The following is a 22,853-nucleotide window of genomic DNA, read 5'->3' as shown; positions in this document are numbered from 1 at the left end:
CGGCAGGGGGGGCTGCACGGTGGAGACGGTATATTGTAACGTCGTCTGCCCGATTGAAACGTGGCATAGGCTTCCCGCCTTTGAAAGCCGCTGCAAAACCTTTCAGCCCCAAAGGATCCTCCTCCGTGGACGCATCGGAACGCCTGACCGAGATCGAGATCCAGCTAACGCATCAGCAGCGGTTCACCGAGCAGCTGAACGAGGTGATCGCGGAGCAGTATCGGATGATCGAGGCGTTGGAGCGGAAGGTGGTGGGGTTAGAGACGCAGGTCCGGCGTTTGCGGGACACGCCTCCCGAGCAAACCGACCTGGCCGACGAGAAACCGCCGCACTACTAGCGCTGCGGCCGCGAGCCGCGTCGCGGCTCCGGCGGTGATCGTGCATCGACCCGCTTGCAACCGCGTCCAACCCGCCACCCGACGGCGCGCTTTCGCGGGTTTCATCCCGAAACCGGTTCGATCGCCGCATCGCATGCCAACACCCGGCGTGCAGCGCCAATTCCAGCCGACGGCGCGCTTTCGCGGGTCTCATCCCGAAACCGGTTCGATCGCCGCATCGCATGCCAACACCCGTCGGGCAGCGCCAATTCTAGCCGACGGCGCGCTTTCGCGGGTCTCCCAGCCACGACGGTTTTTTCCGCCGCGTTTATGCGCAACCGGTAGTGGTGCGGTAGCGCGAATCGCCGCAGGACCATTCACCGCCGCGAGACCCGACGCTAGCGCGTTCGGCTGGGGAGATCTGCGCGACCGCCAACGGTGCGGTAGCGCGAACCGCCGCAGGACGATCCACCGCCGCAATCGCCCGACGCTCGCGCGTTCGGCTCGGGGCGTTGGCGATTCATCGATCGCTCGCAGCTGTCAACACGGCCGGCGGATAGCGAGCATATCGATTTCTGCTTTCCCGACAGCGTCCCACGCCGTATCCTGCGGTGCTTGGAGGCCTCGCTTGAAGAATTGGTTGCCCGAGGCCTCATCAGCTCTGGCGATGTACTGGCCACACGGACTCCCCAGATCGCTGGACTCGAGACGGCTACCCAGTTCGCCGACGGTCGGCAGCCGAGGCTGGGCCGGTTTCACAGCAACCGCAGCGGCAGCCATAGCGTCGATTCAGGAGGTGGGCGGAAACAAGCAACAAGCCTCCCAGCGGGGTGACCCAGGGAGCAAGCGTGGCCAGCGGCACCAGCGACGCGACCGAAGCTGTGCCGGTGATGGACTCCTGAGCCAGCACGGGCCCCGCCGAAACCACTTCGGCCACACAGTGCTCGCAGCAGGCATCGTTACAGGCTGTTCCGCCGTTCTGTGCATCCGTGCCGATTTCGCACGTTGCACAGCAGTCGCCCAGCAGTCCGAAAGCGGCGGCCGTGATCAGCACCAAGCCGATCGTCGCAATCGCTCCCGGCAGCAGCCGCCGGTGAACACGGAAACCCGGGATGAATGCGGCAATCGCGATCAGAAAACAGATCAACGCCATCCAGCGATGGAAGGCTTCATCGGCCAGGAAGCTCAACCCGAAAAACGGAAGGTAAGCGATCACAAAGGGCATGGCCGCACAGTGAATCGCGCAGCCGACCGAGGCGAGCACGCCCAGTGAATCACGCCAAGAAGAACGCGACACGCTGTTGGCCGCGGACGCGGGAAGCGGGCTGCCGCCGGCGGTGGGTTCTAGTACGTTCATGGTTCATTCCATTGGATCAAAGTCTGGTGAACACGGCTTGAAGTCGATGCCAATCGTCGTTCCGCAGCGGCAACCGCGCCGGCCGTCCAGGGGCGACAAAGACAAAGCTACCGCAGTTGCATAGGCGTTGCAAGTGCAGGGGCAAGGGGAGGTTGCTGTTTTCTTGCAGCAACCCCGAGACGTTCCTCGGGGCCGTTTGGGCACTAGCCCCGGTTGATATAGTCGATGAGAAGCAGCCGGTCCGAAGGAACCGTGGGCTAGCGTCCTGCGGCTGAGGGGGCTATGGGATTGCTTTCGCCACTTGCAAGCGATTTGCAGGTGGGTAGAATGCCGTACAGCATCTTCTCTTGCGAATAGCGGAAACAAAATGACCCAAGACGAATCGCTTGACCTGGTCAAGCAAGCGATTCGCGAGGCTGGGCTGCGAGCCACGCCGGCGCGAATTGCCACTTTGCAGTTGCTCCGGCAGTCAACTTCGCCACTGACGCACGCCGTGGTCGCCGAGCATCTGGCCTCCACCGGTGTCGACAAAGCGACGGCCTTTCGCAATCTGAACGACATGACCGAAGCAGGGTTGCTTCGCCGAACCGAGGTGGGTGACCATGTGTGGCGGTTTGAAGCGATCCGCGGCGATGCCGAACACGACAGTGGACACCCGCATTTCCTGTGCGTCGATTGCGGAACCGTTTCCTGCTTGGATCACGTCAAGCTGACGGCGGGAAGTCGGCGTGTGAGCGAGCAGGTCGGCGAAGTCACCGAGATTTTGCTCCGCGGCCACTGCAACGATTGCCGGTGAATCACGGTTCGATGCCCCGCAGCACGTTGCGTCCAGGAACCGTGGGCTAGCGCCCTGCGGCTGATCGTTGCGGGTATCAGCCGCAACGCGCTAGCGTACGGTTCGATGTCCCGCAGCACGTTGCACCCAGGAACCGTGGGCTAGCGCCCTGCGGCTGATCGGTGGGCCGCTAGATCGAATCGCCTTCGCGGCGGCCGCCGCCTTGGTCGCTGGGCCGACTGACAACGGTGTTCAAAAAACTGCCTTCGCTGACCACTTCCCCCGCTCGAATGTCGGCTTCGGTAATCTTGGACAAAAAGATGGTGTGCTGGCCAATCACGCCCCGGCCCTGGTCATAGACGATGTAGATCGATCCGTCCTTGCCGAGCGTCGTCGATGGATAGCTGATCTGGCCGTCGTCACACAGCAACAGTTTATGGCTAAATGTCTTGCCGTCATCATCGCTCAGGTAGGCCGTCATCCGCGTCCGTGCGGTCTTGTGCTTGGTAAGCTCCCGCGGCTGGCCGCCGTCGTCGGTGTAGTAGTACGTTCTTTTTCCTTCTTCTTCCTTCATCTGGACGTCATTGGCGACCAACATCACGGCTCCGGAGGGCAAGGTTTTCAGTATGCACTTGGTGTTGATTGAAAACTGCATCGGGTAGTACCCACCGAGCGTCCAAGTGCGACCGCCGTCGGTGGACTCAGCGTATTTCTGGCCTTTCTTCGCGCGGTAGAAGGTAAACAGGCTGCCGTCCTTGCGGATGATGGGCATCTGTTCGGCGAACACGGCGTCGTTGTCCACGGGCAAGTGGGACACGAAAATGGGTTTGCCGTCGGCGGCTTCCTTCAGGAACCGAATCCGCACCTTGTCGGGTTTGCCAACCAGCTTGAAGTCGTCCATTGACCGCATGATCGTGCCGTCGCGAAAGATCAACGGTTTCATCACCGAGATGTTCTTGTTGCCCAGCAGCCGCGGTTCGCTCCACTGCGGGTACTCCGCTTCGGCGTCCAGCATCGTGAACTCCCAGGCCGAAGACGCGAATTCATCCTGCCCCTTCAGGTCGATGTTACGCATGCCGATGAAGCGGACCTTGCCTTGGGGATCCTTCCACAACATCGGATCCGAGGCCCCGGCGCCGAGCAATTCGCTGGGGTCGAAGACAAAGACTTCTTTCCACGTTTGTCCGTCGTCGGCAGAGGTTGCGATGACGGAGAACTGATCTTTATGGAAGGGAGCTCGTTCGGCTTGGACGTTGGAACCGAACCACGTGGCCCACAGCCGGCCGCCCTCGGAAATCTCGATCTGGGGACAGCCCTGAAACAGTCGCAGGTTGATGCGGTGCTTGTGATACGGCGGTTGCCCCTCGTAATTAATCTTGGTCAGCGACGGTGGCGTTTTGCCGCTGATCCCATAGGGAAACGTTTGCGAGACGTGTTCGGCGGACGGCATCGACGTGTCGCCGAGAACGGCTCGCGGTGAGACGGTTTGGGCGCGTAGCGTGTTGAAGCAAACCGGTAGCAAGCCAACGAGCAGCACGACGGCGAGGGCGGTTGGGGCGGGAAGAGCAACGGCAGGACAGCGATAGAACATGGAAGGCAGGATTGGAAGGCGAGCAGATGGTAGTATCCAACAATAACGCGACCGGAATTATCGTCGAAACCGCCTAATATAATTGGTTCCTCAACCGGCATGGCAGCCAAGTAGCATGGGCCCCCGGCCCGTGAGCAAAGTAGATAGCGGTGACGCACATGACAATCGGCGTGATCGCGATCAGGAAGATTAAGGTCAGGACCCGGCCACCCCGTATCGGACTATCCAGCAGCGATGGCACCACGTCGGTGATGTAGTAGACGCCATAGTCGAACAACCCGATCATCGCCTGGTAGCCCAGGGGCAGGGCGAGCATGAATACGCTGGTGACTAGTAACTCAAGGCGATACCCCGCGGAGACGCTGCTTTTAAGGATCCGGCCGCAGCCTTTCCAACGCCTCCACAGAATTGCCGTGCAGACTCCGACGGCCTATTTCTTCAACAAAAACAAGGCATCTCTCGCCTCCACTCGCACGACGCGTCCCACCGGTTCGCCGTTGTTGACCGATTGATCTTGCCGTTTCGTCGCCTCGAGCCTGCGGAGTATCTGATTCGGAAAAAGGGACGCCAGATCGAACGCAGCCGATCGGTTAGAGGGGTTCGCCAGGACGACCCCCTGTTCGAACTCTCGGACGACTAAGTCCGCAGCTTGGTGCAGCGAGTGCTCGTATACGGTCACCGCTTCTTGTCCTTCCACCTCACAGCGAAACCGCAGCGTTCCGGCGGGGACGTCGCGGAAATAAAAGATCGCTTCGAACGGCTCGCCATCCACAGGCGTACTGAATTCGGTCTGGGAGAGCGATTCCGGCAGCGGCACATCACTTTCCAGATGGATGGTCAGTTCTCGGTAAGAGGGTTGCGGATACCGATTCCGTCGTTCGGCCGAAACGGTCATTCGCAACATCAAATCGCACTTCTGGCGTTGCTCATAGCCCAGCTCGAACGAGATCGCTTGAGCCGCCAACGATTCGGCACGCCACGTCGTCCCGCGGGGGGTTGCATCCAGCGAAGCGACTTTTGATTGCCACCCCTGGCTTGCCAGGTTCGCGGTTTCCAACCCCAGTCGCCGCGCCGGCGACGTCGGTTTGCCCAACCAGCCTTTCTGCTGTAGTGTTCCACCCAGTAGCTCGTCGTACACGCTACCGACAGGCTGGTCTGGCACGCGTCCGATCGGCACCGCGGCATCGAACAGGGTGGTTCCGGCCATGATCAAGCGTGCGTCGGCAGCGGTAGGTTTTCGCGGCCAACGCAGGAATTTCATCAAACCATAGGTCAGCCGCGGAGGCCGGGATCGCGTGGACCAGAAACGCAGGTAATTGGTAGCCGCCGCCCAGCGGCTGAAGTCGGCATCGGTGAGATCCGGAAACCCTTCGATCTCCATCCCATTTAGGTGTGCCAAACAACGCTGCGACTTGCCCATCGCATCCGCAAGAATTAATTGGTCCGGTAGCGCATCGCGGAGCCGACGAAACAGGTCTTCGAATCCAGCAACCATGACCGGTTCGCCGGCGACGATCCCGAGATCGGCTTTGCCATCCGCATCGGCGTCCGGCGTCCGGTGTCGACCGAGTGAAACGGGATCGACAAACGGAACGTCGAACTGGACCCCATCGACGAAATCGAGCTCACCGTCGGGCTGGATAGCGTGGATCAATTCGTTGGCCCATACCTCGATTGCCCGCTGCCCTCGTTCGTTACGAGGGCAGGTGGTGGATAGATTGAGCGCCCATAAGCGATTGTCGGTGCCCCAGTTCTGAGCCACATGGGCTGCGACGTAGGCTTGGCCGGCGGGGAATGCGTGACGCTGTTTGTCGCCGTACAGGCTGCGCTCAAGCGTGATCGTGCTGCGTTGGGCATCGATCGCCACCAAGCGGGTCTGCTCGGCCACGCTCCAGTCGGGGCGACCGTGCTCGTCCAGTGCACAGATGCCGACATCGTCTGGCAGAGAAGGATTGTTGCGGTGCGGGCGTAGTTGGAAAAACCGCGTATCGGCAACCCTAACCGTAATCTGCTCCGGCTCCGCCGAGATCGCGTCCAACACGCTCGTTCCGTTGTAGTACAGCCAGTGGCCGTCATCGTAATGACGGATATCCGCGAGGGGGTTACGGAATCCGCCATTGACATGCAGCAACACCGCTTGGCGAGGATGCCGCTGTTTAAAACGCCGGAAATAATCCTGCGATGCACTGCGTCCCAGGATCTCCTCGTCCAGCATCTTCCCCATCACGCCGCTGAGCTGTGAAAAGCGTGCGTCCCACGCTTCAAAAGGCATTTTTCCCTTGGCGGCCAATCCTTCGGGGTAACGAAAGAAAAAGCTGACCGGATAATTGCCGTCGAAGATCTCCAAGTCTTGCTGGGCGACCAGCGGCGAGCAACACAGCAACAAGGTCAGGACTGCGAACAAACGGGCCAAAAAAACCTTCGTGGGATCGAATGAAGGCGGAAGAAGAGAAGCGGCGATTCAGGCATCCAATTCCTCTTCCGCCTCGATCGCCGCCCGGCAGACTTCTTTGTAGCGTCGAATCACTCTCTTCGTTCTGGGCATCGATTGCTCCGCCAGCTAGACCACTCGTACTGCTAAACGCTTCGGCCGCCCTTGCCGCAATTTTATGCCATGCCGCGAGGTAGTGACACCATTCACGACGTGGGCAAAACTCGGAAGTTGATTCGAGGGCAAGCTGCCCATCGTTTTTTCGACCAGGGGCTGCAGTACATCGAGCCTCTGCTCTCGAACGGTCTCGTTTGCAAACAGCTGGCGAAAAAACTGTACACGTTGCGACGGGTCATCGACTTGTTCTAGATCCTTGATACACCGATCGATCTGCTTCACCACGTCTGCCTTCTCTGCGGGCAGATTATGGAGTATCGACGCAACATCATCGGCTACGGCAACACTCGAACCGCTGCTGACGACTGCGACTCCTAAAAGAAGGACGAGTCTCGCCGTCCATATACTCATGCGAAAGCATCCCAAAGAGACCACAATTGACCAGCCGGGGCGGAACGATCGCCGTTTTGTGGAGCGACGTCGCTCGATGCGATATAGTGTACCACACCCCCCAAAAAACTTGCCTTCGATTGGAGAGCGGCAGATGGTCATGACGTCGGTGATTCGATGTGCAGCAGTCCTGGTCCTTACGGCAAAGCTGTTCGTGGCGGACACACCCGTGTGCTCTCAAGAGGAGGCGGACCAGCCGCTTAAGCCGTTCAAGCTCGCGGGGCGTGTCATCGGGCCGGATTCGGCCGGCGCGGCGTACGCACAGGTCCGCGTTCATTACCGACGAGGTACCGATACTGCAACGGTGGACACCGCTACCGATGCGGATGGTCGTTTCGAGCTGGAGTTGCATAGCAAGTCCGAGACGCCGCCGCACTGGCGGCTCGTTGCGAAATCCAGCGATAAAACTCAGATCGGATTCTACCGCTTCGGGGACTCGCCAAAGTCGGATCTCCCTGACTCAATTGAGATCCAGCTCGAATCGACGACATCCCATTCGGTGGAAGTGGTGAACGCGGAAGGGAAACCCGTCGTCGACGCGCACGTCGCCGTTACGTTCGGCTACCCCAATTTGATCAGCGAGCTGCGAACCAATGCCGAGGGGCGCGTAGACTTTCTTGCTCCCGAATCGGAACGGATCGAGGCGGTGATCGCATGGAAAGATGGCGGTGGATTCGATTACGAGGTGTACGCGTTGGGCCGCAACCAGCAGTCGGATTTGCAGACGGAAGTTCCCGAATTTCCCAGCGGCGGTGAGCGACTGCGGCTGGAAGGGGCGTCACCGGTCACTGTGAAGGTTGTGGACGCCGCCGGCGATCCCATCGAAGGTGTTCAGCTTTACCCCTGGCTGCTGCGCAAACCGTCGGCGAACCGGGAATTGAACCTGAGTTACTTCTTCGAAGCGGTGGGGCTGCGGAGTGATGCGTCCGGACAGGCGACGTTTGGCTGGATGCCTGTTTGGCAAGATGCCGCGGTCACGATCTGGCCGACCGCCGAAGGATATGCCCGAACGCGAGCCGTATATGAACCCGCTGTCGACAAAGGCCAGCTGACCGTATCCTTGGATCGGCTGGTGCCGATCCGTGGTCGCGTTCTCGATCCGCAGGGGGAGCCTGTTGAGGGGGCATCGGTGCAAGCCGCCGGCGAAGGCTACGGCTGGGACGGCGGAAGGGAGCAAACCACAACGTCGGCCGACGGGTCCTACGAACTGCGGGTTCCTCCGGAACAGATCTACATGGTGACGGCCGCCAGCGAAGATTTCGTTTCGGACGCCATCCCCGGTTTTGCCGTCCATTCCGGCAAGCCGGTCGAGGGGATCGATCTCAAACTGCGCAAACCAACGCGATTGAGCGGCCGGCTGACCGCGGAACCGTCCGGGGAACCAATCGCCGGAGAACGCGTATACGTCTACCAGTATGGCGACGATCTGCAATCGATTCCCGGTGCCGTCATCGCCAACCCCGATAACGATCGTCGCTATGTGCGCCCGATGTTGGTAAAGACAGCCACGACGGACGAGCAGGGGGGCTTCGAGTTTTTGCTGGGCGATGGCTCGTACGACGTTCGTCCTCCTCGCCAAGGAACGGCTGAGCAGTTCGAAGTGTCCGGCGAGGACAACCTGACCATGGGCGTCACGATGAAGGTCCGGACCAAAACCAAACTGGTCGGCACCGTGCGTCGTCAGGATGACGATCGCCCCTTGGCAAAGGTTCGCCTAAGCGCTGTCTCACAGAATTTCCAGGGCGACGACTGGGTAGCGATGACCGGCGAGGACGGCACGTTCGCCGTCGAGCGGTTGAGCGAGCCGACTTATGTTGCCGCATTCAACAAGGACCGGTCACTCGGTGCGGTCGTCGTTCTGGCGGCGGACGAGGAAACGCTTCAGATCGATCTCCAGCGAACCGGGGCCGCCCAGGGCGTTCTTCACCAAACCGACTCGTCTGAGCCGGCCGCCCAAACCAAAATCAGTTATGGGATACGCGTGCCCGATGAGGAGAATCGGATGTTCAGCAAGCGATTCGGAGGTTCGGTCGTTACGGACTCCGATGGTCGCTTCGAGCTGACCGGACTCGTACCTGGTTGGAAGTACGAACTATCTCTCGAATCCACGCCGGAAGGGATTATCCCGGGCCTAGGCAGCGTGACCGTGAATCCGGCCGAGCGGGTCGAGTTGGGAACGATGCGGATCCCCCCGCCTCCGAAACCCTACGTCCCACCGACGCTGGACGACCGCATCGCGCGAGCAATGAGCGTCGCCGGAACCGTTCAGGAACGCTTTGAACGGGGCCTCGAGCGGAGCAAGCGAAACAAGCAAAAGTTGCTGATGGTCGCCGGCAAACCCGACGACTCGCGTTTGCGAAGGTTCATGGAACTGCGCTACCAGGACCGCGACTTCAGTAAAGTTCGCGATGATTTTCTGATTATGGCGGTGTCGACCAGCGAAGCGAAGACGGCGACGGAACTGAAGAAGGTGCTGGACGATTTGGAGGCCGAAGCCGCCGAGACTCCAGTCTCGTTTTCGTTGGTTTTAGTTGATCCAGACGGTAACTTGATCGCCCAGGACAGCGATGCCGACTTGATCCAGCAGGAAGAACTGTCGAAGGAGGCCGTCATCGCTTGGCTCCGTTCCCACATGGATGAACGTATCGACGCTCGCGAGCTGTACGCACAGACGCTCGCCAAGGCCAAGCAGGAGAACAAACGCGTGATTGTTCAGGAGACGGCCACATGGTGCGGTCCTTGCCACATGTTGTCGGATTACCTGAGCGAAAACCAAGCGTGGGAAGCGGACTACATCTGGATCAAGATGGATCATCGCTACACAGGCGCCCGCGAACTGATGGCGGAACTGCGAGACGGAGCCAAGGGCGGCATCCCCTGGTACGCTATCCTCGACGCTCAAGGCAACAAGCTCGTGACGTCGAACCATTTTAAATCCGGCGACAACATCGGCTTTCCATCCAGCCAGCAAGGTCGAGAGCATTTCAAGCACATGCTGCTCGAAACTCGGCAAGCGATGACCGACGAACAGATCGATGTATTGGTTGCGGGGCTCGAGAAGGATGAATAGTCCGTTGCCGACAGAAACGGTGCGGTGATCTCCGTGCAGCGTCGCTACAAAGTTTATCGCGGCGAACGGTTGCTCGGCTACGTCGGCTTCGATGACCAGTGGCCTGGCGATCCACGATCGCCGCGTCTGCTGGCGTTAGATGCGCTACGCTGCTTCGATGCGGACCAACGTCGCCCGCTGGTCGACGAACGCATCCTGGTCTTCCATATGATCTTCTAAGCACGCCGCAACATTTAATCCGGCATTACTCTCCCGCTGCGCGGGAGGGTGTTGTCGCGGGGTTTTACCGAAAGATTCATGCCGACGGGCTTAAATGCTCGCCAGTTATGCTGCAACTTGTAATCCTATTATGATGCTGGATTGTCGCGAGCAACACGTTGCGGCCGTCGAACGCCGCAAGTCTGTCAGCTGTCCCCGGGAGTGACCATCATGACTTCACACCGCGATTCGATCCGGCGGGATCGTCGAGCGTTTCTCGAAACATCGCTTTGGGGTGTCGCGGCGAGCGGCGTCGCGATTTCCGGGACGACTCGGACCCGTGCGGCCGAGGTGACCGAACGGGCCGGATCCGGTGATTTGCCGACACGGCCGCCGGGCGTCCAGGTGCTGATGCCGCGTGACCGCGTGCCGCTCTCGTTCATCATCGATGACTCCACCTGCTTGGTGAACATGGGCCACTTCTGCACGCCGCAGTTCGCCGCCGCTTGGCCAGGCCGCGCCGAGTATCAGAAGCCTTGGCAAACGTGGCCACGCGAGATCCCCGATGCCTTTGTTCGACGCTTCGGCCAGTGGTGTGCCCAGCACGGGGTCAAAGGCAAGTACAGCATCGTGCCCAATCCCGCCTGTGTTGGCTGGCTCGATCGGGTCCTGCCCGGGTGGTCGCGCAGGGACGTGCAGAACAGTTTGAAACTGGTGCGCGAGTTGATGGTTCCCAACTGGGACATCCATCCGGAAATGATCACGCACACGCGTGTCATCGATCTGAAAACCGGCCGGCCGATGCAGGAGATCAGTGCCGCAACGATGGAGAATTCGTATCCACAGGAAAAGAAAAGCGTCGACGAATTGGCCGCCTACTTGGCTTACTCGCTCCGCATCCTGAAGAACTGCGACCTGCCCTGCGAGGGAGTCACAACACCCGGCGGATTTGGCAACGCGGTGAAAAGTGAATTACCGCTGGCCGTCGACCAGGCGGTTCGCGACGTCTACGGCGTGGATCTGCCGCACTATTTTAAGTACGTCATTTCGGGCGACGAGAGTACTGAGCCCAAGCTAGAGTATCTGCGCGGCCAGGGCACCGACGACGTTCGCGTCACCGTCAATGTTCCCGCCGGAACCGGCGATTGGTTTGGCGGTTGGCAGGGCGACGTTCTGTCGCAAGCCGATCGCTACTGCGATGCCGACGCAAGCAGTGGCCGAATGGTCGAACTGATCGAACAAAGGCAACCTGCGGTGATGCTGTGTCACTGGCCCGGGATGTACAGCAACGGCAGCGAAGAAGGGTTCCACGCCTTCCAGCGTGTTGTCCGCTCGCTGGCATCCCGCTTTGCCGACGACACCGTCTGGATGAAGGTCAGCGAGATCGGACGCTACTGGGCGGCAAAGCAGCTGACCGAGATTCGCCGCACCGGCAATCGGTTGACCTTGTCGGCACCGTTCGCCACAGAAAAGTTCACCGTCCGGGTCGCCGGCGGCTTGGCACCGGTGAGTCTCCGGCATGGCGACGGGCGCACCGCGCTGCGCAAAGTGGCGACTCGGTCGGCCGTGGACGCCGGCACCTGGTTCGCCGACGAGGGCAAGCTGGTCGCTTGTTTCGATTTGCCAAAAGGCGAAAGCCAGCTCGAGCTCGGAACGCTTTGACCGAGCGATAGGGAATAGGCCGCTGGCGGATACTTCCGTCAAGAGATACCGCCGTGTTTGGTCGCCGCCGGACTTTGACGGATGCCCGGATCCCTGTCGATGACTGTAGAGAGCGGCCGACAGCCTTCAGGTCAGGTCCTTTCTAGATTCGTTTCTGTCGCTATCTCCCCCTGGGAGGTGAATGCTTGATCGCGGTAAGATGAGAGCGGGGCGACACGAAGTTCTTTTTACCACTGGATGGATCGATGTTTGATTTCTACGACATTCCTGAAGATGAAAGTGGCGAGTGGGACGAGGATCGGTGTTTGGAGTACCGTGAAGCGCTGTGGCAGGCATTCGTCGAATCGCCGGAAGCCGCGACAGCCGAAGAGCAGTTCGGCCAATTGGGATGGACGCCTATCTTCTTGGACTACGCCTTCAGCTATGTCGGAGCCGCCCCTCCGAGGATGACTCGTGGAGACCTCAACGAGATCCTATTCGAGTTGTTTCCCCGAAAGGTCTCCACGGAACCGGATAGCGCGGCGGCAATCGTTGGCGAGTTGCGGGCTTTCTTCCAGTTCTTGCAGCGCGAGTACGCCGCTCCGAACGCCGAAGAATTGCTGCAGGAGTTGACCGATGAAGCGGTCCGCGAGTTGGAAGAGGCACTCGACGACCCGGCGAAATTTGGCATGGCCAAGTCGATGGTGATGCAGGGCCGCGCGGCGGGCTTTGACATGTCCAGCCAAGAAGGACTCGCGGAGTTCATGCAAGCCTACAGTGCGAGCCTCGCCCGGAATCCGAACGTCACCCAGCACTCCGCCCACGGTCCGGACAGCCAACACTTAAGCGCCCAACAGCGTCGGCAGCAGGATCAGCAGCGCCGCAAGAAGCTGAACAAGAAAAAACGCCGCTAGCTCTCTCTGATGCCGAGTTTCTGGCTGCCTGCTTTCCGAATGCGTTGTCTGAATCTGCGATTCGGGTCCGTCGTGTCGTCGCCGAGCTGCTAAGCACGTCGCAACATTTAATTCGGCTTTACTCTCCCGCTGCGCGCGAGGGTGTTGTCGCGGGGTTTCACCGAAAGATTCATGCCGACGTGCTTAGGCCTGCCCTACGAATGCGTTCGTCCCGACCAGCACTTCGTCGACGATTGCGATTGCTGTTAGACGCCGACGAAGTCGTGCCATCGTACGCCATCGGGCAGCGACTCTGATGCAGCGAACTCGAGGTGTAGAATACGCCGATGACGCTGCGTGCCTTCGACCGACGAACCGCTGGCGTGACTGATCAGCGGACGCATGGCCAACACATCGCCGGCGCGAGCGTGGATGATGACCTCTCCGGCGACGCCAACGCCCTCGGATTCGCTGGACACATGCGAACCGGGGATGACGCGAAGTGGTCCGTTCTCGTCATTGGCATCGTCCAGGTGAATTCGCAGCGTCAACATTCGCCGCAGTACCTCGTCCGAAGCGATCAAGTGCGGAACGCCCGCTTTGACGGTCGGGCGTGAAAAGTGTTGGGAGGCGAGTTGGTTATCGCGGACTGCAATGGCCGTGTCCTTATGCCAGGGTAGATGCCACGTTCGCTCAGGTGGCTTGTCGAAGAACAATGCACGGACCAGTCCCAACTTCGCCCCCAGTTCCCCGCGCAGAAACGACACCAACGGCAGGCAACGCCAAACGGTCGAGACCTCAGGAATCGTCGCGATCAAATTGCGAGCGGCATAGACATGACCACGACTCGATCGGGCCCGTACCGAGGTGGTATCACCAGCGAACGTCTGGCTGCAAACGTCTTGTAAGCGCCGTATCCAATCGCTATCCACGGCGTCCGGCAACAAACAGAAGCCGTCCCGCTGCAGGCGGCGGTGGCTCGGATCGGGTGTTTCGCTCATTTTCTTCATGCCCCAATTCTCGACAACCGCGTGACTGCGAACAAGCCTGCCCGATCCGCCGAGAGCCTGACCGAGAGGGTAATGACACGAAACACCGCTGTGAGCGTGATCGAGGGTTCCGTCGTGTGGGCAAGCGACTGATCGGTTTCCATGAAGCCGAGTTCGATCGTTTGACCAAAGCCTCGTCGCGCCGCGCTGACAAAGCACAAAAAAACCGACCTCAGACGACGGAGCTTTCGGAACGCTCCCTTGCGGGATGCGGCGGCCACGCCTTGCACGGATCTGTGATACGTTGGTGGTTCGGGGCTCTGCGATCAGATAAGAAAGACAGACTATCCGCAAATGCCGAGGTCATGGTTTGAAGATGAAGATTCTGTCCGTCGTCGAAACGGCGATCTACGTCGATGACCTCGACGCTGCGGAAGATTTCTACCAGCGGATACTTGGTCTGGAGGTGATTGCCAGCGAGGCGGATCGCCATGTGTTTTTTCGGGTGGGCGAATCCAATGTCTTGCTCGCCTTCAATCCACGGACGACCTGCACGGGAGATACGCTGCCGCATCACGGTGCCAGTGGAGCGGGCCATTTTGCGCTGGGCATCGAGTCAACTTCGCTCGATGATTGGCGTCGACACCTCGAAGCGAACAGTATTTCGATCGAGACCGAGATGGAGTGGCCAGCGGGTGGCAAGTCGATCTATTTCCGCGACCCGGCTGGCAACTCAGTCGAGCTGATCACGCCCGGCGTCTGGCAGTTGCCCAGTGGTTGGTAAGCCCAACGCATTGATGCGATTTCATTGTACCAGGTCGCGGACGTATTCGTGCCACAGGACCACCAGTGCGTAGAGGTAGAACATCGTTGGCGTCGTCCGACGTACGGCTGCACGAACTCGGTTCTGTGGCTCACCCAAACCGAGATGGCCCTTGGTGTCCTGAAAGGTGGTTTCCACTGGCCAACGATACGAGTAACGCTGCAGCACTTCTTCCTCACTCAGATCCAAGTCGGTGCTGTAAAACGCTTCGACGCCACGCCCGCCGCGAAGATGCTCCACCACGACCACTCTCACTTCACGCTCGGGCGCCAGATACAACCGGCAGATCGTCGAGGTAATTCGCACCGAAAAGCTGGACTGCTGATAAAGTTGGATCTTCGTGCGACGGAGTCCCTGAGTTTTTCGTTGGTTCTGGTATTGAGGTAAAGTCTCATCAGGACGTGGATCGCGTACTGGCGTTGCGGGTCTTTACGGGAGGGTACCAGCACGCATCACGGTGCATGCCCGCCCCGTAGACTTTGAGTCCTGTCTTGTGGACCAACGTATCGTCACCGACGAGATAGTAGCGGTGCTGATCGGTAAGTCGGACAACGAGATCGAACATCGCCAGCCCAACTTGGTCGATTGACCATCGCGGCGGTGAAGACTTGCAGAAGTGGCATGAACGATGCTGCAATGCCCACTGAAAGCGGCTTCCTTGTTCGGGTTGGTAAGCACAGGCGAAAGCCTGCTACCCGGAGGCTGTTTTCTCTGTGAGGATTTGCTGCAAATGATGCAAAAACTGCGAACGTCGAACATAGGAACCGTTCGGAAACAACTTCGGCATTTCCCAACGGTTGCTGGAGCATTGTAGGGCCGATGAAATTGCGGCCGGCCAGCCACGGCAGCGGCGACATGTGGTAGCCCAGGCTGCCAACCCGGGGTATGGGCTAGTCTAGCCTCGGGCAGTCCTCACCGAAGCATTGATGATGGAACCTTGTCTGGATTCGCGTCGTCACAGAAGATAGACCAATCTGAACGACTCCCCCTCTGAGGTATGGAATGTTTGACCGGCTCGCGCAAGCCACAGCTAACCTTCGATTTTTTCTGTTGTCGATGCTTGCATTCGGCGTGATCCACCCATCGACTGCCCAACAATCCGGTGATAGCCAGATCAAACAGCTGATGGCGTTTCGCCAGTCCCGGCCGTTGACGGCCAGTCGCACCTGGACGTTGCAAAATGGGTGGCAGGTTTCGGGATCGATATCTGAGTCGATGATCGAAGGCATCTTTCGCGTTGAGCACAGCGGACGTGATGCGCAGAGTGCCATCTACCTGGTGCCGCTAGAGATGTTCCGGCCCGAGGATCAGAAAACGATTCTGGCCAAACATAATCGCGGCTATAGCTACGTTCGCTACCAATACTTGCCGCCGCTGGCACGCAGCATTGAACGGTGGAAAGGTGCATCATCGGCCCGCGCCGCGGGTTTTCCCCAACCCGTTGCGATCGAAAACGGCAAGGTGTTCGGGTTTACCGGCAAACGTCTGTACGTCGTGGACGCCAGTGCCGTCGCGGATGAGGAATTGAGTGAGCTGACCGAACGGTACCGCGCGTTCGGTAACGGGGAGCATCTTGTCGTCGACAATTGGGTGCCGCATCCGGTGCACGGCCAGGTGTTGCATGAAACCGAAGAGGCGTTCGTGTTACAGGCCGGTCCTTCGCTCTCGCAAGGTGAATCGGTTGCCGCGAGTATCGATGAGTTCGGTTTGCCGGAAGGCCAGGCCTATCGATTGCCCAAGCATTCGATGGGGTTTGTGTTGGGAAAAGAGTTTCGTGGGATATTGAGGCGTGCGAAGCGACTGGGAATCACAAAAGAGTTTAGCGATGAAGCATTGCGTCAGCTGCCGATCGCGATGCGTGGTCGCAGCGGTTGGACGTTCGGTTTCGATTTCAGCGCACCCAACCAGTCCATGATTCGGATTTATGCGGGGCCGCAGGATACACGTCAGATAGAAGCAGCCCGGGTGTCATGTGAGGATCTGTTTCATTTGGAACTCAGCGCCTTGCGCCGATCCGGTGAACTGTCCGCGGATCGATATCGAGACCAGGCGTTGTTGCGAGTAGCGGAAACTGCGTTCGATCGCGACATCTGGAACTTGCAACCCGGGTTTTCCTTACTGCAAGCAACATTGCTGGGGGCGTTCGAAAACGGTTTCGCCTTTCAATTCGTCAACGGCGAATACTTGTTTGTCGAGGCATCTCAACTCGCTGAGATTGATCGCCAGGCCGCCTGGATCGCCACCCGCGACGATGATTTGCAGTGGTTGACCGATGAGGTGCTGGCGGGATTGATGAAATACCGCGTGGTCGTCAAGGACAAGTCGGTCGTGGTCGTTGAAGTTCAGGGGATGACCGACGAGGCACCGGCCATCGATGGCCAGACAGTGAAGATGTCGCATACCTACGGTAATGCCCTCGATTGGTGGTATCTCTATCTCGACCACCTCAGCGCCGTGACAAACACCATGACGCGTCAGGTTGAGCTGCAAGCGATGGTGCGGGACCGCGGGGTTGCCGAGCTGCGAGACAAACTGGCAAGCCGAATCCAGGCACCCACGAGTGAGCTTCCGGATCTAGCCTCGAAAGTGGCCGTGGCGGATTCCAAACGCTGGTATATCGGTGAACAGGGCGAATTCATCGAGGGCAAGTTGGTCGGCAAGTGGGGAGAAGACTTGCTGTTCGTCGAAGACAACGATTCCACCGCGACGCCCGTTTTGTTGGCACGTAAACACCTGGCGTCGAAACACGACGCGGAGCTACGTCGCATTGAGAACCGCTTGCCCGATCGGGACTGGGAAACCGAGTTGCCGATGACTCGTGACGGACAACTCTTTCGCTTTTGGGTCAACCCGGAAACCGACAAGATTGCTTACAACTCTGCTGGTACAATCATCGGTTTTGATAACGATAAGCCGTTGCCAGGGCAGATTAGGGTGACACTTCGTGAGCGGAATGGCCACTCGTTTACTGCCGTATTCTCGGGCGAAAACAAGCCCAATCCACCACACCTGCTGATGGAGTTTCGCAGGCGGTGGGCCGAAGGTCAGCAACGTATCGCAAAACTGCAGGAAGGATTTCCCAGATGGCAGTTTCGCGCTCACACGGACGCATTGCACGCTGAGCCGGTGGCGATCCGCGGCGATGATGTGGTGATGAAGGATTATCAGGAGATCATATTTCTGGTGCGGATCGCCACACTGGACGACCGGTCGCGGCAGCAGCTTGCCGCACTGAAGTTGCCAACAATGGAACCGGACGCGGCGCCCGAGGCGTCGGCAACGATCGAGTCTGAACCCGAAAAGTGGTTGCGTATGCTCAGCGCTTCCAACGGGCTGATCGGTCCAGCAGTGATCAGGGAGACACGCTACGAATCCGATGACACACTGAAATTACGGATGCATGATGGTGAAACGCAAACCACGTCGCTTGAGTCGTTGACGCTTCGCGAAGGTCGGGCACTGCATGCCGCCTATCTGCGACAACGCGACAATCTTAGCGACGACCGTTCGATCGATGCGGTTTTGAGTCAACCGGTTGCTTCCGGCGACGTTGTCCACCGGACGCCGCCGGTGAAAGCGGAGATACGCGAACGGATTGAAAAAGCGATCAAAACCAACAGGCACACGATCGTATGGGACAGCACACCGCTGAAAATCGATTCCAAGGCTTCGCTGCTGGCAATTGACCATAGCGTCCAACATGGCGTGATGCGTGACGGCCAGGGAAAGCTGTTGCGCGTCGATCTGACCAGTGGCAAAGTCCTTCCCAGCGATGATCTGCCGTCGCACGTGCAATATGGCCCGTGGCTGCATAAGGATGGGCAACAGGTGTGGTGGATCGCTGAGGGAAAACTGATGGTTGGTGATGGTAAACAAGCCAAGGTGTTGTCGATCGATGGCACTGGCGAACCCATTTTGGCGGCCGATCAATCCGGTGATTTCGACTCTCTGATTATCGAAATGAAAGATAGTCAGCAATTCCGGTTGGATTTAGAAGGCAACGAAGCGATTCGTTTGACGAAGCAGAGCGACCGGACGCGATCGGATCAGGACGTGCGTTTGTTCGCATCCAGCGATGGTTGGTCTGTCGCACGTCTGAGCGAATCAGCAATCATCACTCAAACCGGGCGGCCCGAACCCGATGCACATAGCAATTTTCTGGGCATGCTAGGTCTAGAGAGTGCCCTGGCGGCCGCTAGTGAAGGCTATGCGCTGGTGAGCCAAGCGGACGCGCCTCGCGCGAATCTGATCTGGAACCGGTTCGGATCGCGGCCCCGCACGGTTGGTTTGCCATTCCTTCCCCAGCGAATGGACATGGTGCGCCTGGAAGAACACGATGTGGTTCAACTGATCGGTCGCCCACTGGATCCTCATTTTGACAAAGCGGGCTACACGTTCGTGCATTGGTATGAACCCGGCCTTGGTTACGGGCGTTTCAAGTATCAAATCATCGAAGGCGTCATCGATGAAGATTCGATCGTTGGTGCCGGAGGCAAGTTTGTCGTGCATCGGCGCGGTCAGGGCTATGTGGTGTCGCGACGGCCGGATCCGTTAGTGAAACCGGTCGAACACGTGATCGGGCAGATTGCCGGGGAGTTGGTCGGGCAGTTGGATATCGCCCAGATCGAAGCGGTGTCTGATTTTCTGGCCTCCTCCGAAATGCGATCCGAAGGCAGTTATCAGGGAGCGTTGGCGGACGAGTTCTATAGCGCGATCCGACGCTCGATTTTTTCCTTCATGCCGCATCTTGGCGGCGACTCCATCGATCGCTCTCTGAACGTTGCCCAGCATTTGCTGGCCAAGTATCCCGAATCACAAGTCGCGCGTTGTGCGCTCGCCAATCTGCACCATTCAATCGCGTGGAATGCTCGCGGTGGCGGTTATGCCAGTACGGTGACGGAAAAAGGCTGGCAGATTTTTCGCGAACATATTCGTCAAGGCAGCGAAGTCATCAAGCCGCTGGCCGATGTGAAAGCACCCATCTCCCAGGTGTATCATCTGCGGTTGAGCTTTGCCACTAGCGCCGGGATGTCGCTTGACCAACTTCGTAGGCTCGCGATCGACTTGCAAAAGAGCGAGCATTGCGAAAACGCATCGCTGCACCAACAGATCGCTGTTTACTTACTGCCTCGCTGGTATGGAAAGCCGGGAATGGTCGAACAGTACTTGATCAATGTTGCAGATACGATTGGCGGAGCCAAAGGGGATGCGGTTTATGCGAAAGCCATTGAGTTGATGAAAGGGATGGCCAGCCGGCAAGGTCCCGTAACCTTTGACCATCGATGGGATGTCGATCGGCTGATGCGGGGTGTCCAGGCCTATTACACACAGCGTCATGATCCGGCGCTGATTGACCACATGATGGCGCTACTGGCCCATCACACACGGTGGCGCGAAATGGTGAAGCTTTTGGAATTGACCGTAGAACGACAGCTGCTGGCCCCTGGAATCGCTATTGTCGACACCAGCACGTTGGGCGAAGAACAGCTGCGGCCGAAGGACAAGGCGGAGACCACCAACCGGCCATCGGAGATCTAAAGGTCCATCCAACATTCTCGTGGGTTCATCCAGACTGCGGGATTTTTTTAGGCACCCGCGGTGGTGTCGCAGCAGGGGCAGCGGCCACGAAAGGGTTGGTATTCGTCAACGATCGGTTCAAGCTCGGGCGGATCCCATACCTGATTCCGCTGCGGCGGTGGTGGTTCAAGCGGTACGTCATCGCCGCATCGACGACAACCAGCGGGTTGGCAGGGGATAACCGTTGTGCACTGTTCGCTGGGAATGAGTTCGCGCAGGTGCCGCTTGTGGCCTTTCTGGCCACCCTGTTTTCGCTTCTTTCCAGGCACCGGCTTCCGCTTGGGCTTCGCGTGAGGATGTTCGGTGCTAGGAGGCAAGGAAGAGTTGCATGGAGTGAGTTTCTGGACCTTATCGATGAGCGATTTAACTTGGTTTTCAAGTTCGTCGATTCGCTATTCATAGCGGGCCACCAGAGCCTCGATAAAATCGCGTGCTGGCTCAGCGCCAGGCGGCAGTTCGATGCGAGGCTTGGGCTTGCTCATAGGAGCATTTGGCCCGAAATCGTGCTTTTGAGTCCAGAGCAATTTTCAAATTCAGCTCACCGGGCCGTGAACGGTTAGTGGATCAGTTGCTCGACAAACGAACTCAGTGGCGCGACAAAGACGACAGCGTCAGAACGATCGGTTCCGTCGACATTCTGATCGTCGCGCCGTACAACGCACAAGTCGATGCCTTGTCCGCCGCCATCGGTGATCGCGCCCGCATCGGAACCGTCGACAAGTTCCAAGGCCAAGAAGCTCCCATCGTCATCTACAGCACCGCCAGTTCATCGGCCGAAGACGCGCCCCGCGGCATGGAGTTCCTGTACGAATCCAACCGACTGAACGTCGCAACCAGGCGATCCATGTGCATGACGATCATGGTTGCCGCCCCCAAACTATTCGAGCCTGCCTGCCGGACACCTCGGCAGATGCAACTCGCCAACACCTTCTGCCGCTACGCCGAACTGGCTGCTGCTATTGACTTCGTATAGAGTCGGCTAATCCGCGCATGATAGGCTCCCGGCCTGTGCACGCCCGCACCTGAACAACGCTGCGATCGCGGAAAGCTTCCGATCGCAGCGCTGTTCGGCAACATCATCACATGACATTAGCTTCGTTGACCGTGAACTGTCTCGAAACCCGCGTCTCGGCACTTTCGATCGGTCGTCAGCTACTCATAAACTTGTCAGCCCTTGGCCACAGTCATCGCAAATCCGACCTCCGATGGTCCGAATCCTAAGCCGCAACTTGCAGGTAACTGATTGGCAGTTGATAGAGATCGCGAAGCAATTTCAGGTATTTACGAGCATCGTCGTCGACCTTCTTCGGCCCAACGACGACCAGTTCGATCGCATTGAACTCGCTTTGCCAGTGAGCGTATTCCAGCAATTGACCGAGTGCATCGCGGATACAGGCACGCGGTGACTGATACGGCTTGATTTCGTAGATGCGATAGCCGGCATCGGTTCTCACCGCGACGTCGATCCGCGTGCCGTTGCCGGTCGCGATCTCGGTGCCGACTGAATCGGCGCCATGCTTTGCGGCCAAACGGTCGAATAACTTGTGCTGCATCGCATTGTGTCGCAGCGAAATGTCGACCGGATCAGCCTTTGGCCGCGACTTCGCTTTCAATTTTTTGAAGGTGCAGCCGGATTCAAAATGAAACCCCTTCGTTACTGACTTCTTCTTCGCCGTCCCTGAATAGCCACCGCCCTCAACGAAGGTGTACAGAGGAAGCAAAGCGTCAAAATCCGCCAAGATTCCGGGGATGGTCACATCGGCAATGGGCTGCATCGTCCCGAGGAACAGGAAAACCCCTTCACGAATCAGATCCGAAGCCACTGGTGCAGGCAGCATGTCCTCGCTGCGTTCCTCACCGTCCCAGTACCACATGTTCAAATCGGCGAACTCCTCCGGATTCAAACGAAGGTACTCGTTGAACAGGGCGGCCTTTTCGCGAAGCGGGGCGATGTCGGGAAGCGTTTGACTAGTTCTAAACGAAAACGCGATCCCGTGTCGCAACGCTTCGCCATCGGTGCCGTCGAATCCGATGTTGAACTGAAGTTCGGAACGCCCGCCGTGATGAAACGCCCAATGCGGTGTAATCGTCTGCTCGCTGAAGATTCTCGATCCCGGCCGCCGAGAGAGGTTGTGTAATTCCTTGCGAAGATCCTGCAAGCCTCCAATTTCATACCCGTTGCTCTGCGCGTTGATGGCGTTTGTTATTTGCTCAATCGTTTTCACTGGTGTCGAACCTATTGTTCGCGACGATGCCTTGCTTCCTGTTGCCTGCACAAGAACGGAGCTCGATCTACCGGTACGTGGCTGTTGATCGAGAAATTGAGAAGGTGAACCCAAGCCTCTTCTTCAATATTTCAAGGGAGGATTCTGTGAGCTCTTTTGTCGTCCGTGGACCGCAGATGATTTCACCAATTGCTTCCGGTTTAAAGGGAACCTCAATGTAGGGAGTAAGGCCAAACCGACCGCCGCGAATCAGCCTCCTTTGTAAAAAGTCTTGTTGCAAATTCTGAAATATCCTGACGATGTCGCCGGGGTCATTGTCGGCGACCAATGCTTTCTCTAATTCGGTGTCTTCAAGCCTGTACATTCTGGCCGATCGCACTTCCTCTTCTTCGCTGAAGC

Annotated in this window: 18 protein-coding genes and 1 pseudogene; 9 read left to right on the top strand and 10 right to left on the bottom strand. The window is 58.5% G+C overall.

What is annotated here, in order from left to right; genetic code table 11:
* Window positions 1–125 precede the first annotated feature (125 nt).
* Window positions 126–338, top strand: a complete 213-nt coding sequence (locus GE027_RS22870; protein WP_162006793.1) for a SlyX family protein — start codon at window positions 126–128, stop codon at window positions 336–338.
* 691 nt (window positions 339–1,029) lie between these two features.
* On the opposite strand, the gene GE027_RS17975 is transcribed toward GE027_RS22870, so the two are convergent.
* Window positions 1,030–1,674, bottom strand: a complete 645-nt coding sequence (locus tag GE027_RS17975; RefSeq protein WP_153558605.1) for a MerC domain-containing protein — start codon at window positions 1,672–1,674, stop codon at window positions 1,030–1,032.
* Between the two features lie 367 nt (window positions 1,675–2,041).
* On the opposite strand from GE027_RS17975, the gene GE027_RS17970 reads away from it, so the two are divergent.
* On the top strand, window positions 2,042–2,470 hold the full coding sequence (locus GE027_RS17970; protein ID WP_153558604.1) for a Fur family transcriptional regulator: 429 nt from the start codon (window positions 2,042–2,044) through the stop codon (window positions 2,468–2,470).
* Between the two features lie 169 nt (window positions 2,471–2,639).
* Here the strand turns inward: GE027_RS17970 and GE027_RS17965 are convergent, their stop codons facing one another.
* The 4 genes from GE027_RS17965 to GE027_RS17950 form a co-directional block, all read right to left on the bottom strand.
* The gene (locus GE027_RS17965) at window positions 2,640–3,899 is read right to left on the bottom strand and encodes a sialidase family protein (protein ID WP_162006792.1); all 1,260 of its coding nucleotides are present in this window, start codon (window positions 3,897–3,899) and stop codon (window positions 2,640–2,642) included.
* 214 nt (window positions 3,900–4,113) lie between these two features.
* The gene (locus GE027_RS17960) at window positions 4,114–4,356 is read right to left on the bottom strand and encodes a hypothetical protein (RefSeq protein ID WP_153558602.1); all 243 of its coding nucleotides are present in this window, start codon (window positions 4,354–4,356) and stop codon (window positions 4,114–4,116) included.
* Window positions 4,357–4,470: 114 nt separating this feature from the next.
* A complete protein-coding gene (locus GE027_RS17955; RefSeq protein ID WP_153558601.1) occupies window positions 4,471–6,453 on the bottom strand; it encodes a hypothetical protein in 1,983 nt (660 codons plus the stop codon).
* Between the two features lie 147 nt (window positions 6,454–6,600).
* Complete coding sequence (locus GE027_RS17950; RefSeq protein WP_162006791.1) at window positions 6,601–7,140, bottom strand: hypothetical protein; 540 nt, start codon at window positions 7,138–7,140, stop codon at window positions 6,601–6,603.
* Window positions 7,141–7,537: 397 nt separating this feature from the next.
* Here GE027_RS17950 and GE027_RS17945 point away from each other — a divergent pair, with 397 nt between their 5' ends.
* The 4 genes from GE027_RS17945 to GE027_RS17930 all read left to right on the top strand — a co-directional run bounded on the left by GE027_RS17945 (window position 7,538) and on the right by GE027_RS17930 (window position 12,861).
* Window positions 7,538–10,108, top strand: a complete 2,571-nt coding sequence (locus tag GE027_RS17945; protein WP_162006790.1) for a carboxypeptidase regulatory-like domain-containing protein — start codon at window positions 7,538–7,540, stop codon at window positions 10,106–10,108.
* Between the two features lie 24 nt (window positions 10,109–10,132).
* On the top strand, window positions 10,133–10,327 hold the full coding sequence (locus GE027_RS17940; protein WP_153558598.1) for a hypothetical protein: 195 nt from the start codon (window positions 10,133–10,135) through the stop codon (window positions 10,325–10,327).
* 210 nt (window positions 10,328–10,537) lie between these two features.
* Complete coding sequence (locus GE027_RS17935) at window positions 10,538–11,968, top strand: hypothetical protein (RefSeq protein WP_237607632.1); 1,431 nt, start codon at window positions 10,538–10,540, stop codon at window positions 11,966–11,968.
* Window positions 11,969–12,213: 245 nt separating this feature from the next.
* Window positions 12,214–12,861, top strand: coding sequence for a hypothetical protein (locus GE027_RS17930; RefSeq protein WP_153558597.1), 648 nt, complete (start codon window positions 12,214–12,216; stop codon window positions 12,859–12,861).
* Window positions 12,862–13,106: 245 nt separating this feature from the next.
* Here GE027_RS17930 and GE027_RS17925 read toward each other — a convergent pair whose 3' ends face one another.
* Entirely contained in the window at window positions 13,107–13,841 is a 735-nt protein-coding gene (locus tag GE027_RS17925; RefSeq protein ID WP_153558596.1) for a phytanoyl-CoA dioxygenase family protein, read from the bottom strand.
* 364 nt (window positions 13,842–14,205) lie between these two features.
* Between GE027_RS17925 and GE027_RS17920 the strand changes: the two genes are divergently transcribed.
* On the top strand, window positions 14,206–14,613 hold the full coding sequence (locus GE027_RS17920; protein WP_153558595.1) for a VOC family protein: 408 nt from the start codon (window positions 14,206–14,208) through the stop codon (window positions 14,611–14,613).
* A 21-nt stretch (window positions 14,614–14,634) separates the two neighbouring features.
* Here the strand turns inward: GE027_RS17920 and GE027_RS17915 are convergent.
* Window positions 14,635–14,991: pseudogene (locus GE027_RS17915) on the bottom strand (hypothetical protein); the annotation flags it as partial.
* A 663-nt stretch (window positions 14,992–15,654) separates the two neighbouring features.
* On the opposite strand from GE027_RS17915, the gene GE027_RS17905 reads away from it, so the two are divergent.
* Window positions 15,655–20,190, top strand: coding sequence for a hypothetical protein (locus GE027_RS17905; RefSeq protein WP_153558592.1), 4,536 nt, complete (start codon window positions 15,655–15,657; stop codon window positions 20,188–20,190).
* 47 nt (window positions 20,191–20,237) lie between these two features.
* On the opposite strand, the gene GE027_RS23785 is transcribed toward GE027_RS17905, so the two are convergent.
* Window positions 20,238–20,585, bottom strand: a complete 348-nt coding sequence (locus GE027_RS23785; protein ID WP_390621609.1) for a hypothetical protein — start codon at window positions 20,583–20,585, stop codon at window positions 20,238–20,240.
* 203 nt (window positions 20,586–20,788) lie between these two features.
* Here GE027_RS23785 and GE027_RS17900 point away from each other — a divergent pair, with 203 nt between their 5' ends.
* Window positions 20,789–21,202, top strand: a complete 414-nt coding sequence (locus tag GE027_RS17900) for an AAA domain-containing protein (RefSeq protein ID WP_202617457.1) — start codon at window positions 20,789–20,791, stop codon at window positions 21,200–21,202.
* A 244-nt stretch (window positions 21,203–21,446) separates the two neighbouring features.
* Here the strand turns inward: GE027_RS17900 and GE027_RS17895 are convergent, their stop codons facing one another.
* Both GE027_RS17895 and GE027_RS22865 read right to left on the bottom strand, forming a co-directional pair.
* Entirely contained in the window at window positions 21,447–22,454 is a 1,008-nt protein-coding gene (locus GE027_RS17895; protein WP_153558590.1) for a hypothetical protein, read from the bottom strand.
* Window positions 22,455–22,521: 67 nt separating this feature from the next.
* A partial coding sequence (locus GE027_RS22865; RefSeq protein ID WP_162006789.1) for a hypothetical protein occupies window positions 22,522–22,853 on the bottom strand: 332 nt, incomplete at its 5' end.

The sequence above is a fragment of the Roseimaritima sediminicola genome (genome assembly GCF_009618275.1).
In the GTDB taxonomy this organism is placed as follows: Bacteria; Planctomycetota; Planctomycetia; order Pirellulales; family Pirellulaceae; genus Roseimaritima; species Roseimaritima sediminicola.
This window is presented reverse-complemented; position numbering and strand designations above follow the sequence as displayed.